Source organism: Terrabacter sp. LjRoot27, from assembly GCF_964254175.1.
In the GTDB taxonomy this organism is placed as follows: Bacteria; Actinomycetota; Actinomycetes; order Actinomycetales; family Dermatophilaceae; genus Terrabacter.
The window spans coordinates 4317279-4332602 of record NZ_CAXUSS020000001.1; the positions used below are offsets into that span (position 1 = coordinate 4317279).

The 15324-nt window shown below is 74.0% G+C and carries 17 protein-coding genes and 2 riboswitches; of the genes, 12 read left to right on the forward strand and 5 right to left on the reverse strand.

The features are described 5' to 3' along the window. The first annotated feature begins 112 nt into the window (after positions 1 to 112). The 4 genes from ACSQ2D_RS19890 (at position 113) to ACSQ2D_RS19905 (ending at position 2782) form a co-directional block, all read left to right on the forward strand. Entirely contained in the window at positions 113 to 535 is a 423-nt protein-coding gene (locus ACSQ2D_RS19890; RefSeq protein ID WP_435987641.1) for a hypothetical protein, read from the forward strand. 36 nt (positions 536 to 571) lie between these two features. Further along, positions 572 to 1225 (forward strand): VWA domain-containing protein, encoded by a 654-nt coding sequence (locus tag ACSQ2D_RS19895; protein WP_435987642.1) that lies wholly within the window; start codon positions 572 to 574, stop codon positions 1223 to 1225. Between the two features lie 161 nt (positions 1226 to 1386). After that, entirely contained in the window at positions 1387 to 2412 is a 1026-nt protein-coding gene (glsA, locus tag ACSQ2D_RS19900; protein WP_435987643.1) for a glutaminase A, read from the forward strand. A 79-nt stretch (positions 2413 to 2491) separates the two neighbouring features. After that, on the forward strand, positions 2492 to 2782 hold the full coding sequence (locus tag ACSQ2D_RS19905; RefSeq protein WP_435987644.1) for a DUF1905 domain-containing protein: 291 nt from the start codon (positions 2492 to 2494) through the stop codon (positions 2780 to 2782). Between the two features lie 9 nt (positions 2783 to 2791). Here the strand turns inward: ACSQ2D_RS19905 and ACSQ2D_RS19910 are convergent, their stop codons facing one another. The 5 genes from ACSQ2D_RS19910 to cbiE form a co-directional block, all read right to left on the reverse strand. Beyond that, a complete protein-coding gene (locus ACSQ2D_RS19910; protein WP_435987645.1) occupies positions 2792 to 3199 on the reverse strand; it encodes a hypothetical protein in 408 nt (135 codons plus the stop codon). Beyond that, positions 3196 to 3969: a CbtA family protein gene (locus ACSQ2D_RS19915; RefSeq protein ID WP_435987646.1), complete on the reverse strand. Its 774-nt coding sequence runs from the start codon at positions 3967 to 3969 to the stop codon at positions 3196 to 3198. Before ACSQ2D_RS19915 ends, ACSQ2D_RS19910 begins: the two co-directional genes overlap by 4 nt. A gap of 1 nt (position 3970) precedes the next feature. Further along, positions 3971 to 4177: a CbtB domain-containing protein gene (locus tag ACSQ2D_RS19920; protein WP_020143588.1), complete on the reverse strand. Its 207-nt coding sequence runs from the start codon at positions 4175 to 4177 to the stop codon at positions 3971 to 3973. A 30-nt stretch (positions 4178 to 4207) separates the two neighbouring features. Next, positions 4208 to 4405, reverse strand: a riboswitch (cobalamin riboswitch). A 30-nt stretch (positions 4406 to 4435) separates the two neighbouring features. After that, positions 4436 to 5218 (reverse strand): cobalt-precorrin-4/precorrin-4 C(11)-methyltransferase, encoded by a 783-nt coding sequence (locus ACSQ2D_RS19925; RefSeq protein WP_435987647.1) that lies wholly within the window; start codon positions 5216 to 5218, stop codon positions 4436 to 4438. Beyond that, positions 5215 to 6444, reverse strand: a complete 1230-nt coding sequence (gene cbiE / locus ACSQ2D_RS19930; RefSeq protein ID WP_435987648.1) for a precorrin-6y C5,15-methyltransferase (decarboxylating) subunit CbiE — start codon at positions 6442 to 6444, stop codon at positions 5215 to 5217. Before cbiE ends, ACSQ2D_RS19925 begins: the two co-directional genes overlap by 4 nt. A 143-nt stretch (positions 6445 to 6587) precedes the next feature. On the opposite strand from cbiE, the gene ACSQ2D_RS19935 reads away from it, so the two are divergent. The 8 genes from ACSQ2D_RS19935 to ACSQ2D_RS19970 all read left to right on the forward strand — a co-directional run bounded on the left by ACSQ2D_RS19935 (position 6588) and on the right by ACSQ2D_RS19970 (position 15281). After that, complete coding sequence (locus ACSQ2D_RS19935; RefSeq protein ID WP_435987649.1) at positions 6588 to 7097, forward strand: hypothetical protein; 510 nt, start codon at positions 6588 to 6590, stop codon at positions 7095 to 7097. Beyond that, a complete protein-coding gene (locus ACSQ2D_RS19940) occupies positions 7094 to 7834 on the forward strand; it encodes a hypothetical protein (RefSeq protein ID WP_435987650.1) in 741 nt (246 codons plus the stop codon). Before ACSQ2D_RS19935 ends, ACSQ2D_RS19940 begins: the two co-directional genes overlap by 4 nt. A 30-nt stretch (positions 7835 to 7864) precedes the next feature. Next, positions 7865 to 7985, forward strand: a riboswitch (cobalamin riboswitch). Between the two features lie 57 nt (positions 7986 to 8042). Then, on the forward strand, positions 8043 to 10142 hold the full coding sequence (locus ACSQ2D_RS19945) for a magnesium chelatase subunit D family protein (RefSeq protein WP_435987651.1): 2100 nt from the start codon (positions 8043 to 8045) through the stop codon (positions 10140 to 10142). Further along, on the forward strand, positions 10142 to 10753 hold the full coding sequence (cobO, locus tag ACSQ2D_RS19950; RefSeq protein ID WP_435987652.1) for a cob(I)yrinic acid a,c-diamide adenosyltransferase: 612 nt from the start codon (positions 10142 to 10144) through the stop codon (positions 10751 to 10753). Before ACSQ2D_RS19945 ends, cobO begins: the two co-directional genes overlap by 1 nt. Then, positions 10750 to 12267 carry a cobyrinate a,c-diamide synthase gene (locus ACSQ2D_RS19955; protein ID WP_435987653.1) on the forward strand — a complete coding sequence of 506 codons (1518 nt, stop codon included), beginning with the start codon at positions 10750 to 10752 and terminating at the stop codon, positions 12265 to 12267. The genes cobO and ACSQ2D_RS19955 overlap by 4 nt, the downstream gene beginning before the upstream one ends. Next, entirely contained in the window at positions 12264 to 13325 is a 1062-nt protein-coding gene (gene cobC / locus ACSQ2D_RS19960; RefSeq protein ID WP_435987654.1) for an Rv2231c family pyridoxal phosphate-dependent protein CobC, read from the forward strand. The genes ACSQ2D_RS19955 and cobC overlap by 4 nt, the downstream gene beginning before the upstream one ends. Continuing rightward, on the forward strand, positions 13315 to 14325 hold the full coding sequence (gene cobA, locus ACSQ2D_RS19965; RefSeq protein ID WP_435987655.1) for a uroporphyrinogen-III C-methyltransferase: 1011 nt from the start codon (positions 13315 to 13317) through the stop codon (positions 14323 to 14325). Before cobC ends, cobA begins: the two co-directional genes overlap by 11 nt. Next, the gene (locus ACSQ2D_RS19970) at positions 14322 to 15281 is read left to right on the forward strand and encodes a cobalamin biosynthesis protein (RefSeq protein ID WP_435987656.1); all 960 of its coding nucleotides are present in this window, start codon (positions 14322 to 14324) and stop codon (positions 15279 to 15281) included. The genes cobA and ACSQ2D_RS19970 overlap by 4 nt, the downstream gene beginning before the upstream one ends. The last annotated feature ends 43 nt before the right edge of the window (positions 15282 to 15324 follow it).

Consider the following 15324-nt stretch of genomic DNA (forward strand, 5'->3'; position numbering starts at 1 on the left):
CTCACGGAACCTCAGCCGCGGGGTGGGGGCCGGCATCATGTCGCAAGCCTAGGGAACGGCCAGTTCGGCTCATCTCTTGCGGTGCCGCAGTTACTGCGCCTAGGGTGGATGGATGGGTGACGAAGCACGACGGTCTCTCCCGGCCGAGACGGAGCAGTCCCTGCGTACGACGATCGACGCCGCGCGCGAGGCGCTCGACCGTGCCGACGCCTCCCGCCCCCTCGACGCGCTGCCGCTTCTGCGAGCCGCCCAGGAGCACCTGACGTCCGCCGTCGACGAGGCGATGGCGGCGGTCCTCGTGACCGAGGGCGGCACGATCCGGACTGCCGGCGCCCTGGCCGGCCTGTCGGAGAACGCCGTCGGGCCGCGCCTTGCCCGCACCAGCCTGCTCGGCGCCTACGGCTCCGAGGCCGGACGTGTCACCGCCGCCGGTGTCGAGCGTGCCCGCTACGACCTCGAGGAAGGACGCCACCGGGTCGCGCCCGAGGCCTCGGACCCCCCGCTGCGCTTCCGCGCCCGCCGCAGCAGCACCTGAGGACCACCAGCCCAGCCCGACCACGAAGGAGACGCCATGACAGACCCGAACCTCACGCACCTCTACTTCCTGCTCGACCGCAGCGGGTCGATGCAGTCGATCAAGGACGACACGGAGGGCGGCTTCGACGCGTTCATCGCCGAGCAGCGCAGCCAGCCCGGCGACTGCCGGGTCACCCTGGCGCAGTTCGACGACCGGTACGAGGAGGTCTACCAGGACGTACCCGTGGCCGACGTGCCGCCGCTGTCCCTGTCACCACGCGGGTCCACCGCACTGCTCGACTCCATCGGACGCCTCCTGGGCGAGGCCGGCGGCCGCCTCGCCGCCCTGCCCGAGCACGAGCGGCCAGGCGTCGTCATCGTCGGCATCATGACCGACGGCCACGAGAACTCCTCGCGCGAGCTCACCCACGCCCAGGTCAAGGCGCTCATCGAGCGGCAGACCTCCGAGTACGCGTGGCAGTTCCTCTACATGGGCGCCGACCAGGACGCCATCGAGGTCGGGTCGAGCCTCGGCGTCGCGGCCGCAAACTCGATGACCTACGGCCGAGGCCGGGTCGCCGCAGCCATGGCCGCCACCTCGCGCAACATCGGGCTGACCCGTTCGGCCGTCGCCGCCGGCGCCTCCGCCAAGGAGGCAGCCGTCCACCTCGCCTTCGACGACGAGCAGCGTCGAGCCGCCACCGAGTGACACGTCGGGGGAACCACCGGGAGGCACGCCAGAGCTGATCGCCCTCCGCGCGGTCCAGCAGTCTTTCGTACGAGCCCTCGCACCCGGGCCAGAGATCTGAAGGCCCTGGCGGCGCCCCAGGCGTGTCATAGGCTTCGCACATCCAGCGTTGGAGGCGCGCCATGAGCAAGCTGTCGATGCATGAGCAGCTGCCGTTCGACGAGGAGGCGGCCAGGTCGTCGATCTCGACCGGTGAGCTGCCGGAACCGGACGACGTCAGGGCCGCGGTCACCGAGGCGTACGAGCGGTACCGGGCAAACCGCGAGGGTGCCGTGGCCGACTACATCCCGGTCCTGGCCGAGGCGTCGCCGGACTGGTTCGGCATCTCGGTGGTGGGAGCTCGAGGAAGGTCGTTCGAGATCGGAGACGTCGAGAGGACGTTCTCGATCCAGAGCGTGTCGAAGCCGTTCGTGTTCGCGCTGGTCTGCGAGGCGGTCGGAGGCGTCGACGCGCGCCGCCTGCTCGGGGTCAACAGCACCGGTTTCCCTTTCGACTCGCTGGTGGCGGTCGAGCTCAACCTGGACAGGACGATGAACCCGTTGGTCAACGCGGGCGCGATGGCGGCCACGAGTCTGGTGCCGGGGAGCACAGCGGCGGAGAAGTGGGACCGGATCAGGGACGGCCTCTCGCGCTTCGCCGGCCGTGAGCTGAGCCTGAACGAGAGGGTCTACGCCTCGGAGTCCGCCACCAACCTGCGCAACCAAGGCATCGCCCACCTGCTGCAGAGCTACGGCCGTCTCTACTTCGACCCCGACGAGGCCACCGACGTCTACACCCGCCAGTGCTCTCTCGACGTGAACGTCCACGACCTCGCGGTCATGGCGTCCACGCTCGCCAACGGTGGCGTGAACCCGGTGACCGGAGAGACGGTCGTCGGGCGCGGCGTGTGTCGGCGTGTTCTGGCGGTGATGGCGACAGCCGGCCTGTACGAGCTGTCCGGCGACTGGCTCTACGAGGTCGGGGTCCCCGGCAAGAGCGGGGTGAGCGGCGGCATCGTCACCGTCGCACCCGGCAAGGGTGGCCTGGCCACGTTCTCCCCTCCCCTGGACGTGGCGGGCAACAGCGTGCGCGGTCAGCTGGTCACCAAGTACCTGGCGGAACAGCTGGGACTCAACCTCTTCGCCTCGGTGACGGTCTCGAAGGACTAGGGCGCCCGGTCTGGCATGTCCGGCGAGGAGGTGCCGTCGGTGTCGCGAACCACCCGCTGATCGGTGCCATCCTGTGGCCATGGAGCTGGAGTTCACGGCCGAGGTCTGGGAGTGGCGGGGCCCGTCGCCCTACTACTTCGTCACCGTGCCCGAGGACGAGTCCCGGGCCCTCCACGACGTCGCCCACATCAGCTACGGCTGGGGCATGATCCCGGTCACGGCTCGCATCGGGCGCACGCGCTGGGCGACGTCGCTGTGGCCGAAGGACGGTGGCTACGTCGTCCCCCTCAAGGTCGCCGTCCGCCGCGCCGAGGACGTCCAGGAGGGCGACACCGTCGAGGTGGGACTGGACGTCCGCGCCGACTCGTGACGGGCCGCGTCAGACCGCCGTCCACGTCACTGACAGGCCGCTCGGGGCGAACACCTGCTCCTCCAGCCCGGCGGGCACGTCCGCGACGCCCGGGCCACCGAGCGCGACCCACCCGATGATCGCGTCGACCGCCTCGTCGTCGAGCACGGCGCGCACCCACACGGGTCGCCCACCGGCCCGGCGGCCCTGCACCGACGGTGTCACGACGACGACGTTCGACTCGTCGCACGCCAGCAGGCACGCGCTCCGCAGCACGCGGGCACTCCCCCGGGTGCCGACCTCGAGCCGGGCCAGGAGCCCGTCGTGGTCGACCCCGGGGTGCTTGCGTTCCGTGCCGCAGCAGCAGTCACGGCACACACGGACGATGCACGAGCCCGCGGGATCACTGTCAGCAGAGGCGTTCTCGTATGCCGTCACGCCGCCACGGGCGCGAGCGCCCGCTTGGGCGCGGCGACCCGTTCGAGGAGCAGTCCGAAGACGAGGCCGAGGGTCAGCCACATCGTCGCGAGCTGCGCCAACGACGCGAGCCGGAAGTCCCAGAGCAGCGCCGCGGGCACGTCGGCCGGCACCGCGTCGGGCGAGCCCGGCACGAGGACCAGCACGAGCACGACGAGCACCACGGTGGCGACGACGTCGACGGCCCACCGCGTGGACGCCACCGTGCCCCGCGCCGCGAGGCGCTGGTCGAGCACCGGCACGAGCAGCGCGATCGCGACCCCGAGGAGGAGGACGACGGCATACAGCATCGTGCGCTGCCCGACCGTCTCCGGATCGCCGACGGCCGGCGGGTTCGACGGGATCTTAAGTGCCGGAAGGAGACTCACCGACGCGAAGCCGATCGCGGCGAGCACCATCGAGCGACCGAAGTCACCCCGGCCGGGGAGCCGCTCACGCATCCTGGCGAAGACGACGGCGAAGATGACCCCGACGGCGACCCCGACGAGGACCGCCGTGACGGCACCGCCGACGACCTGCGCGGCCCGGGACACGAGCGGCTCCTCGCCGCCGTGCGTCGGCAGGCCCGTGGGTGCGGACTGCCCGCCATGGAGCGAGCGGGCATCCTCGACCGCGAGGGCGCGGCGGATGACCGGCTCGACGACGAGCCAGATGACGACGGCGGCCGCGAGGCCCGCGGACACGCCGGCAAGGACCCCGCGCCGAAGCACGGAGCCGAAGCTCAGGCCCACCTCAGTGGCAGGGGACGCCGAGAGCGTGACGCGCGTCGTGCGTCAGCTCGTGGAGCATCTGCGCAGCGGGCGCGCTGAGCAGCGCACCGTTCTCCTGCGAGACGAAGTAGAGCGCGAAGACCGCGAACGCGAGAAGGGCCCACGCCCAGACGGGGACGCGGACGCTGGTGGACGGGGAGACGGCAGACGCCGATGCAGCAGTGGTCATGGCAGATTGACCCTTTCGTTCCATGCCTCGTGGACAGATCGCGCCGCAGCCGGTCTCCTGGCTTCCAGATCGTCACGCCTCCCCAGCCTTCCCAGCGACTCAGCGTCGGACTCGCGTCAACCTGAGGTCACCAGTGGCGAATGGTGGGGACTTGCTCCCTGGTCACAGTGGCGAGGACCACGTCGGAATCACACCGACTTCCCGTGCACTGCGGCACTCGCATCCTGACACAGCCCGTCCGGGCACGCCACGGGGACCCTAGGCGCCCGGCGTGTTTCGCGTGTCTCGCGTCGCCCCGCTGATCCGCGTGCCGTAGAGGTGCGACTCGACGAAGTCGTCGGTGTCCCGGGCCGCGAGCGCGCGGCCGACGAGGATGACGGCAGCCTGGCGCAGGCCGGCCGCCTCGACCTGGTCGGCGATGTCGGCCAGCGTGCCGCGCAGCACGAGCTGGTCGGGCTGCTCGGCGTTGGCGACGACGACCACGGGGCAGTCGTCGCCGTAGTCGCCGACGAGCGAGGCCATCAGCTCACGCGTGCGGCGGATCGCGAGGTGCAGCACGAGCGTGGCCCGTGAGCGGGCGAAGTGGGCGAGCGACTCGGTCTCGGGCATCTGCGTCGAGTCGCGGTGCGCCCGGGTCAGCACGACCGACTGGGCGACCTCGGGCAGCGTCAGCTCGCGGCCGATGAGGGCAGCCGCAGCGGCATACGCGGGCACGCCGGGGGTCACGTCCCACGGCACGCCCGCGCGGTCGAGCCGTCGGGTCTGCTCGGCGACGGCGGAGTAGAGCGACGGGTCGCCGGAGCACAGCCGCGCCACGTCGTGACCGGCTTCGTGGGCGCGGACACAGTGCTCGGTGATGGCATCGAGGTCGAGGTGCTGGGTGTCGACGAGCTCGGCCCCTTCGGGGCAGTGCGCGAGCACCTCGGAGCCGATGTAGGTGCCCGCGTAGAGGCACACCTGCGACTCACCGACGAGCCGCACCGCACGGAGCGTCAGCAGGTCGGCGGCTCCCGGGCCGGCACCGATGAAGTGGACCGTCATGCGTCAGTCTCCGAATCCGTTGGTGGCACAGGCTTCTCCACCGACCACTGCACGATCGACCGTGCCGGCTTCCAGCCGTGGAGCGACCCGATGGTGTCGAGGTCCTCGACGGCGATCCGGGTCATCGAGCCACCGAGTCTCGCCCGCACGTCGTGGAGCAGGACCTCGGTCTCGACGGTGACGCCGTGGACGACGAGCCGTCCCCCCGGCGCGAGGGCGTCCCAGCAGGCGTCGAGCAGCGGGCCGGTGGCCCCACCGCCCACGAAGACGGCGTCCGGCCGGGGCAATGAGGCGACGACGTCGAGCGACGCCGCCTCGACGACCTGCACCCCGGGCACCCCGAGCGCGCGCGCGTTGCGCCGCGCCCGCTCGGCCCGCTCCGGGTCGCGCTCGACGGCGTGGACCTCGTTGCGGGGGTGATGCCGCGCGAACTCGATCCCGACCGACCCGGCGCCGGCACCGAGGTCCCACATGACGTCCCCGGGCTGCGGCGCCAGGTGGGCCAGCGCGGCCGCGCGCACGACGCGCTTCGTCAGCTGCCCGTCGTGGTCGTATGCCGTCTCGCCGAGTCCCGGCACGAGCGACCTCGCGCTCCGGGCCGGGTAGGGGTCGCACTCGATACAGACGAGGTGCAACCGAGGGGCGAGACGGCCGTCCCACGATGCGGCCACGCCCTCGGTGCGGGACTCGTCCGGGGAGCCGAGGTCACCGAGCACCGTGAGGCGGCTGCCCGCATACCCCTCCTCGACGAGCAGGGAGGCGATGCGGGCGGGGGCGTCGTCGCCCGACGTCAGCACGACGAGCCGGGCCCGCGGCGCCAGGTCGCGGCGGAGCCGGTCGACGTCGCGCCCGACGAGGGTGACGACGTCGGAATCCTCTGCGGCCCAAGACATCCGGGCTCGCGCGAGGGCGACCGACGACACGGCCGGATGGATCCGCACCGCGTCCGCACCGAGCTCGCGCACGAGGGTCGACCCGATGCCCGAGACGAGCGGGTCTCCGCTCGCGAGCACGACGACGCGATCCGCGCCGGCGTCGTCGAGCACCTGCCGCAGGGCCGGGAGCAGCGGCGACGGCCAGGGCACGAGGCGACGGCCGGGACGGGCATCGAGCATGGCGAGATGGCGTTCGCCGCCGACGACGACCTCGGCCTCGTCGACGAGCCGGCGGCCGTCCGGGCCGAGGGACTCCAGCCCGGACGCACCCACGCCGACAACCTCGATCACAGCGGCGACCCTAGCGCGACGATCCGAGGACATTCGTTATGACCGTTCCGGCCCGATACGCCCCGTCTCGGCCCCATGATGTCTATCGCACGTCGTCGGGGGACGGCTGGCAACCAGATGGCGACGCAGGGGAGGACACCCAGATGACTGACGTCCACCGGGGGGCGGGGCAGGACCCGACGCCCCGACTCACCACGATGAGCACGCGCGGGGGCAGCGTGTCGTTCGCCGTGCCCGAGCACTGGGACGCGATCGAGCTCTCGCCGGACGGAGACGTCGTCGCCGCCGTCGAGCCGGACGACTCCGACCGCTTCCGGACCAACGTCGTCCTCACGTTCGCCGAGGTTCAGGGCTCGCTCGCCGACTGGCAGCGCACGACGCAGCAGCGGGAGTCGCAGGAGCTCGACGGCTACCTCCTCCTCGACCACGAGCACGCCACGGTCGGCGGCCGTGCCGGGCTGCGCCGTCTCACGACCCACTCGACCCCGGCCCACGAGTCCGTGACCACCGAGTCGTGGACCACCCTCGTCGACGGCACGGGCGTCACCCTCACCACACGGGTCGGCACCCTGCGACTCGGCCAGCTGGGCCCCGTCCTCGACGCCGTCGCGGCGAGCCTCGTCATGCGCACCGACGGCCTGGTGCCCGCATGAGCGTGACGTTCGACGCCACGACCACCCGACTGCGCCTCGACGCCGACGCCTTCATCACGCTCGTCGAGTACGCGACCGACCCCGAGGGTGCGTGCGAGGACGTCGTGGAGCGCCTCAGCGACGCCGGTGCCGTGGCCGACGGGGCGCCGCACCCGGTCCTGCGCAACGCGCTGGCCGCGGTCACGACCTCGCTCGGCTCGCTCCAGGTGCTCGTCACCGGACCCGACGGCGTCCGCCTCCACCAGGCCTGGGTGGCCTTCGTCAGCGCGATGCTCACCGACCTCGCCGACGGCACCTACGACTTCGCGGCCGTGAGCACCGAGTTCGTGCCGACGACCATCGCGCAGCTGACGAGGCTTCAGGCGCGCCCGCGCCTCGACGCGACGTCGGCCGTCGTCGACGAGTCCCTGCTCGACGACCTCGCCTCGAACTCCGCGTCAGCCCGCACCGCCGGCAGCGAGGCCCTCGCCGACCTGCTCGCCCCGTGGCCCCCGGCCTCCGCCGCCGTGCGTGCCGGTCGGTGGCAGCTCTCGGTCGTCGACATCGCCTTCCAGGCCCGGCAGCGCACCGTCGTGCGACGGCTCGCGTGGGTCGACGTGGACGCCGGCCTGCTCCGGGTCGAGGCCGACGAGCACGGGCCGACCCTGGTGCCGACGACGTCGACCGCCCTGTGGCGGGCCATCGTCTCGATCCTGCCGACCGACGCCGAGACGGACACCGAGGCGCAGTCGGCCTGAGCCACCGGGCGCCGCACCCCGGCGACGTGGCAGACTGCCGCTGGCGACTGGGAGAGGAATCCGGTGCGAATCCGGAGCGGTCCCGCCACTGTGAACCTCCGACCACGCGGTCGGCGGAAGCCAGGGCATCTCCCGTCGCTGGTCGCGCCCGCCGGGCGCGTCCGGTCCACCGACGCGGGCGCGGCACCCGCAGGAGGCACGCAGTCACATGCGCGACGGCTCGAACGACGTCCCGAACGACGTCTCGGACAACCCCGACCAGCACGGGTCCCCACCCGGCACCTTCCCCTTCTCGGCCGTCGTCGGCTCCGACGACCTGGCCCTCGCCCTCGTCCTCACGGCCGTCTCGCCCGAGGTGGGCGGCGTGCTCGTGCGCGGCGAGAAGGGCACGGCCAAGTCGACGATGGTGCGCGGCCTCGCGGCCGTGCTCCCCCGCCAGCAGGTCGTCGCCGGCTGCCGCTTCGGCTGCGCACCGGGCGACGGAGCCGGGTGCCCCGACGGACCGCACGACCCGGACGCCGAGGCCGGCACCCGCGCGGCCCGCCTCGTCGAGCTGCCGATCGGCGCCACCGAGGACCGCGTCGTCGGATCGCTCGACCTCGAGCGGGCGCTGGGACGCGGCGAGACGGCATACCAGCCGGGTCTGCTCGCGGCCGCGAACCGCGGCATCCTCTACGTCGACGAGGTCAACCTCCTCCACGACCACCTCGTCGACCTGCTGCTCGACGCGGCGGCCATGGGGCGCAACACCGTCGAGCGCGACGGCGTCTCGGTCTCGCACGCCGCCCGGATCGTGCTCGTCGGCACGATGAACCCCGAGGAGGGCGAGCTGCGCCCACAGCTGCTCGACCGCTTCGGGCTGACCGTCGAGGTCGCGGCGCCGCGGGAGCCTGCGCTGCGCGCCGAGGTCGTACGCCGCCGGCTGGCCTTCGACGCCGCACCGGGTGCGTTCGCGGCCCGGTTCGAGGACGACCAGGAGGCGCTGCGTGAGCGGATCGCCGACGCGCGGTCGCGGGTCGGCGCGGTCGTCCTGACCGACCAGGTGCTGACGAAGATCGCGACCGTGTGCGCTGCGTTCGAGGTCGACGGCCTGCGCGCCGACATCGTCACGGCGCGCGCCGCCGTCGCCCACGCGGCCTGGTCAGGCCGCACCGTGGTCACGGTCGCCGACGTGCGAGCGGCCGCACGTCTGGCCCTGCCGCACCGCCGGCGCCGCAACCCCTTCGACTCCCCCGGCCTCGACGAGGACCTCCTCGACGAGCTCCTCGGCGACGACGAGCCGGATCCCGAGCCCGAGCCCGACCCGGACCCGGGTGACGGCGGCGAACCGGAGCCCGGTGGTGACGAACCCGCCCGCGACGACGGCGAGGCGCGTCCGAGCACGTCGCCGGAGCCGGCACGGACCGACGGGCAGGAGTCGCCACGAGAGCCCCAGCCCCAGCGCGCCGAGGTCGAGCCGGGACCCAGCGAGAGCGGGGCTCCCGCGGCTTCGGCGGTGAGCGCTGCCGACGAGCCCTACCGCGCAAAGCTGTTGCGCGCCAAGGGGATCGGTCAGGGTGACCCCGGCCGACGGTCGGTCGCCCTGACGAGCACCGGGCGCCGCGTCGGCTCGACGAACAGCCACACCGGGCCGGTCCACCTGCCCGCGACGATCCGCGCGGCCGCTGCTCGTGGCACCACGGGCGACCGGTCGGGACGCCTGCGCGTGCTCCCCGGTGACCTGCGCCGCTCGGTCCTGCAGGGGCGCGAGTCCAACCTCGTGCTCCTGTGCGTCGACGCCTCCGGGTCGATGGCCGCCCGCAAGCGCATGGAGGCCGTGAAGTCGGCCGTCCTGTCGCTGCTCCTCGACGCCTACCAGCGGCGAGACAAGGTCGGCCTCGTGACCTTCCGCGGGTCCGGCGCCGAGCTCACCCTCCCGCCGACCGGCTCCGTCGACATCGCGGCCCGCCGGCTGCGCGACCTGCCGCACGGCGGACGGACGCCGCTCGCGGAAGGCCTCGGGACGGCATACGACACGTTGCGCGTCGAGCGCCTGCGCGACCCGAACCGGCGCGCCCTCCTCGTCGTCGTCACGGACGGCCGGGCGACGACCGGTCCGGACGCGCTGGGCCGGGCCGCGCGGGTCGCCACGCAGCTGCGACACGAGGGCGTGGAGAGCGTCGTCCTCGACTGCGAGTCGGGGCGCTTCCGGATGGGCTTGGCGGCCCGGCTCGCCGAGCACCTCGGCGCCGAGCACCTGCCCGTCGGCGAGCTCGCCGCATCGGCCATCGTCGGCGCCGCCCACGCCTCCCGCGAGCGGGCCGCCTGATGCGCGGGCAGCCGACGACCGTCCCCGAGGACGGCCTGACGACGCGCCAGCGCCGCAACCGCCCCCTGCTCATCGTCAACACCGGCGACGGCAAGGGGAAGTCGACCGCCGCCTTCGGCCTCGCCCTCCGCGGCTGGAACCAGGGCTGGTCGGTCGGGGTGTTCCAGTTCGTCAAGAGCGCGAAGTGGCGCATCGGCGAGCAGACCGCCGTCGAGACCCTCGCCGAGCTGCACCGCGAGACCGGCAGGGGCGGTCCGATGGAGTGGCACAAGATGGGCGCCGGCTGGTCCTGGACGCGCAAGGAGGGCACCGAGGACGACCACGCCGAGGCGGCCCGCGAGGGGTGGGCCGAGATCAAGCGTCGGCTCGCCGCCGAGACGCACGCCGTCTACGTCCTCGACGAGTTCACCTACCCGATGGCGTGGGGGTGGATCGACGTCGACGACGTCGTCGCGACCCTGCGCGACCGTCCGGGCCACCAGCACGTCGTCATCACCGGGCGTCGCTGCCCCCAGGCCGTCCTCGACCTCGCCGACCTCGTGACCGAGATGACGAAGGTCAAGCACCCGTTCGACGCGGGCCAGAAAGGACAGCGAGGGATCGAGTGGTGAGCGCCTTCAGCAGTGCGGTCGACGCGGCCGTCAGCTCGGCGGTCGGCACCGCCCTCGGGCGGCTCCCGGCCCAGCCCGACGGGCCCGGTGCCACCGCCCTCCCGCGCCTCGTCGTCGCCGCCCCCGGCTCGGGCCACGGCAAGACGACCGTCGCGACCGGGCTCATGGCCGCCCTGCGCGCCCGGGGCCTCGGCGTCTCGGGGTTCAAGGTGGGGCCGGACTTCATCGACCCCGGCTACCACGCGCTCGCCACGGGTCGACCGGGGCGCAACCTCGACCCCTTCCTCTGCGGACAGGACCAGGTGGCGCCGCTGCTCGTGCACGGCGCGGCCGCGAGCGGACCGACCGACGTCGCCGTCATCGAGGGCGTCATGGGGCTCTTCGACGGCCGCATCGGCGGCGACGGCTACGCGTCGACGGCGCACGTCGCGACCCTGACGCGTACGCCGGTGGTGCTCGCCCTCGACGTCAGCCACATGACGCGCACCGCTGCGGCGATCGTCCACGGCCTCGCGACCTTCGAGCCCGGCGTCCACGTGGCCGGGGTCGTGCTCAACAAGGCCGCGTCGGGTCGGCACATGCGCGAGGTCTGGTCGGCGCTCGAGGCCACCGGGGTCCCGGTCCTCGGCGTGCTGCCGCGCGACGCCGGCATCGAGGCGCCCTCACGACACCTCGGGCTCGTGCCCGCCGCCGAGCGCGAGGAGGCGGCCCGCTCGGTGCGGCTGCTCGCCGAACGCGTGGCCGAGCACGTCGACCTCGACGCGGTGCTGTCGATCGCCCGGTCCGCTCCCGACCTCGAGGTGCCCGGATGGGACCCCACCACCGCCCTCGGTGAGGCTGCGCGTCCGACCCCCGGTGGACGGCGTCCTGTCGTGGCCGTCGCGGGCGGGCGCGCCTTCACCTTCCGCTACGCGGAGACCGACGAGCTGCTCCAGGCCGCGGGTCTCGAGCCGGTCGTCTTCGACCCGCTCCACGCGCGGTCGCTGCCCGCGGGCACGGCCGGGCTCTACCTCGGCGGCGGCTTCCCCGAGGTCCATGCCGAGGACCTGTCGGCGAACTCCTTTCTGCGGCAGGACATCCTGGACGCCGTGCGTGCGGGACTGCCGACCGTGGCCGAGTGCGCCGGGATGCTCTACCTCTCCGAGTCCGTCGACGGCCACGAGATGGTCGGCGCCATCCCGGCGGTCGGGTCGATGGGGCCGCGCCTGACGCTCGGCTACCGCACCGCGATCGCTCCCGGCGACTCGGTGCTCGGGGTGGCCGGCACCCGCGTCACGGGGCACGAGTTCCACCGGACCACCGTCGCCGGCGACCACGGGTCCCGCACCGCGGCCTGGCTGCTCGACGGCACCCCCGACGGCTTCGCCCTCGATCCCGCCGGGACCGGCCGCCCGACCCTCCACGCCTCCTACCTCCACACCCACTGGGCGGGACACCCCCGGCTCGCCGGGCGCTTCGCCGATGCTGTCCACGCGTATGCCGTCACGGCCGCCGCGCGCAGGAGGGCGTCGTGAGCGGGCTCGTCGACCTGCACCACCACGGCGACCGTGACGCAGCCCCCGGCCTGGTCGACCTCGCCGTCAACGTCCGGCTGCCCGCACCGCCGCCGTGGCTCGCCGACGTCATCGCGGACTCGCTGCGCGACCTCGGCCGCTACCCCGACCCCGCCCCGGCGGTCCGGGCCATCGCGGCGCGACACCGCGTCGACCCGGCGTGCGTGCTCCCGACCGCAGGCGGGGCCGAGGCGTTCACGCTCGTCGCCCGGGCCGTCGCCGGCACCCGCCCGGTCGTCGTGCACCCTCAGTTCACCGAGCCCGAGGCCGCCCTCGCCGCTGCCGGCCGCCCGGTCGAGCGGTGCGTGCTGCGGCACGAGGACGGCTTCCGTCTCGACCCGGCCGCCTTCTCGCCGTCGGGCGAGCACGCCGAGGCCGACCTCGTCGTCGTCGGCAACCCGACGAACCCGACCGGCGTCCTGCACCCGGCCGGCGACCTGCGGGCGCTGCGCCGAAGCGGGCGTGTCCTCGTCGTCGACGAGGCGTTCATGGATGCCGTGCCGGGTGAGCCCGAGTCGCTCGTCGGCCGGGACCTCGAGGGTCTGCTCGTCATCCGGTCGCTGACGAAGACGTGGGGGCTGGCCGGCTTGCGCGCCGGCTACGTCGTGGGAGATCCCGACCTCGTCGCAGCCCTGCGCGGCGTGCAGCCGCCGTGGTCCGTCTCGAGCCCGGCGGTCGCCGCCACGGTCGCGTGCCTGTCGGAGCGCGCCGTCGCCGAGGCGGAGGCCGCGGCCGTGGCGTTCGCCGCCGACCGCGCGACCCTCGTGCGCGAGCTCGCCGCCGTCGGTCTCAGCACCGCGGCCCCCTCGTCCGCCCCCTTCGTCCTCGTCGACACGAGCCCGCTGGGCGACTCGTCGGTCCGTGAGGACCTCGCCCGGCTCGGTCTCGCCGTGCGGCGGGGCGAGACGTTCCCCGGCCTCGGGCCGACGTGGATCAGGCTCGCCGTCCGCGACCCAGAGACCTCCCGCACCGTCGCGGCGGCGCTCGACGACCTGAGGAGACTGCGCCATGTCGCCTGAGCTGAGCTTCTCCGGCCTCTCGGTCCTCGTCGCGCGCGTCGCCGCGCACTCGGTCGCGACGGTCCACGCGCTGCTGCGCGACGGCGCCCGCGTGACCGTCGCGGCCGCGCTCGACGACCTGCCCACGTCGCTGCGCGACCTCGCCGAGCGCGGTCTCGTCACGCTCGACCCCCGGGCCGACCCGACGGCCTTCGACGTCGTGCTCCGCGGCGACCCGACGACGTCCCCGGCCCCGGAGCCGGACCCCGTCGTCGCAGAGGGCCTCCCGGTGGTCGGGACGGTGACGCTCCTCGGGGGTGGCCTCGGCGACCCCGGCCTGCTGACGGTCGCCGGGATCGAGGCGATCCGACGGGCCGACGTCATCGTCCACGACCGGCTCGCGCCGCTCAGCGCACTGCGCCACGCACGGGACGACGTGCACGTCGTCGACGTCGGCAAGATCCCGCGCGGCGACTTCACACCCCAGGAGCGCATCAACGACCTGCTCGTCGAGCACGCCCTTGCGGGCCGGAACGTCTTGCGCTTCAAGGGCGGCGACAACTTCGTCTTCGGCCGCGGTGGTGAGGAGGCCGAGGCCTGCACGGCCCGGGGCATCCCTGTCGTCGTCATCCCGGGCATCTCGTCGAGCATCGCCGCACCCGCCCTCGCCGGCATCCCCGTCACGCACCGCAGCCTCGTGCAGGGCTTCACCGTCGTCAGCGCACACGTGCCCCCGGGCGACCCGCGCAGCACGCTCGACTGGGGGGCCATCGCGCGGAGCCGCACGACGATCGTCGTGCTCATGGGCGTCGCGACGCTCGGAGCGGTCGCCGAGACCCTCGTCGCGGAGGGCCTGTCCCCGTCGACGCCGGCTGCGGTCGTCGCGGACGCCGGACTGCCGAGCATGCGCACGGCCCGGGCCCCGCTCTCGCAGATCGACGCCACGGCCAGACGTCAGGGGCTGGGGGCGCCGGCCGTCGTCGTCATCGGCGACGTCGCCGCGCTCGACGTCCTGCGATGAGCCGCGCCCTCGGTCTGGTCCTCGGCTGGGCGCTCGACCAGGCGCTCGGCGACCCCCGCCGCTGGCACCCCGTGGCCGGGTTCGGCTCGGCCGCCACGGCGCTCGAGCGGAGGACGTATGCCGTCCGGCGCGCCCACGGGGTCGCCCACGTGGCGATGCTCGTGGGCGCCACGGCCGGCCTCGGCGTCCTGGCGGAGCGGTCGACCCGGCGCGGCAGCGTCGCCCGCACCCTCGTGACCGCCGCGGCGACGTGGGCCGTGCTCGGCGGTCGGTCACTGACCCGGGAGGCGTCGGCCATCGACGGCCAGCTGGCTCGCGATGACCTCGAGGACGCCCGCGTGCAGGTGCGCAACCTCGTCGGCCGGGACACGACGCGGCTCGACGCCGACGGGATCGCCCGCGCGTGCATCGAGTCGCTCGCCGAGAACACGTCCGACGCCGTCGTCGCGCCGCTCCTGTGGGGCGGCCTCCTCGGCGTCCCAGGCCTGCTCGGCTACCGCGCCGTCAACACGCTCGACGCGATGGTCGGCCACCGCACCGACCGCTACACCGAGTTCGGCTGGGCGGCGGCGAGGCTCGACGACGTCGCGAACTGGGTGCCTGCTCGCGTCGCCGCCGCATTGGCTCTCGCGAGCGCCGGGTCGAGGCAGCGAGCCACCCGGGGCTGGGTCGCCGTCCGTCGCGACGCCCCGGCCCACCCGAGCCCGAACGGTGGCGTCGTCGAGGCGGCCTTCGCCGGCGTGCTCGGGGTCCGGCTCGGCGGCTCGAACGTCTACGACGGCGAGGTCGAGGACCGCGGCACCCTGGGCACCGGCCCGGCGGCGAGGGCCCACGACATCGCCCCGGCCGCCCGCCTCGCGCAACGCGTGAGCGTCGGCTCCCTCGTCGTCGCCGTCGCCATCGCGACAGCGGCCGCCACGACAACGCGCCATCTGGTGCGCCGTCGCGGGGTCTGACGCCTGCCGGCCGCGACAACCCGCAACGTGGCGGGTTGTTGCG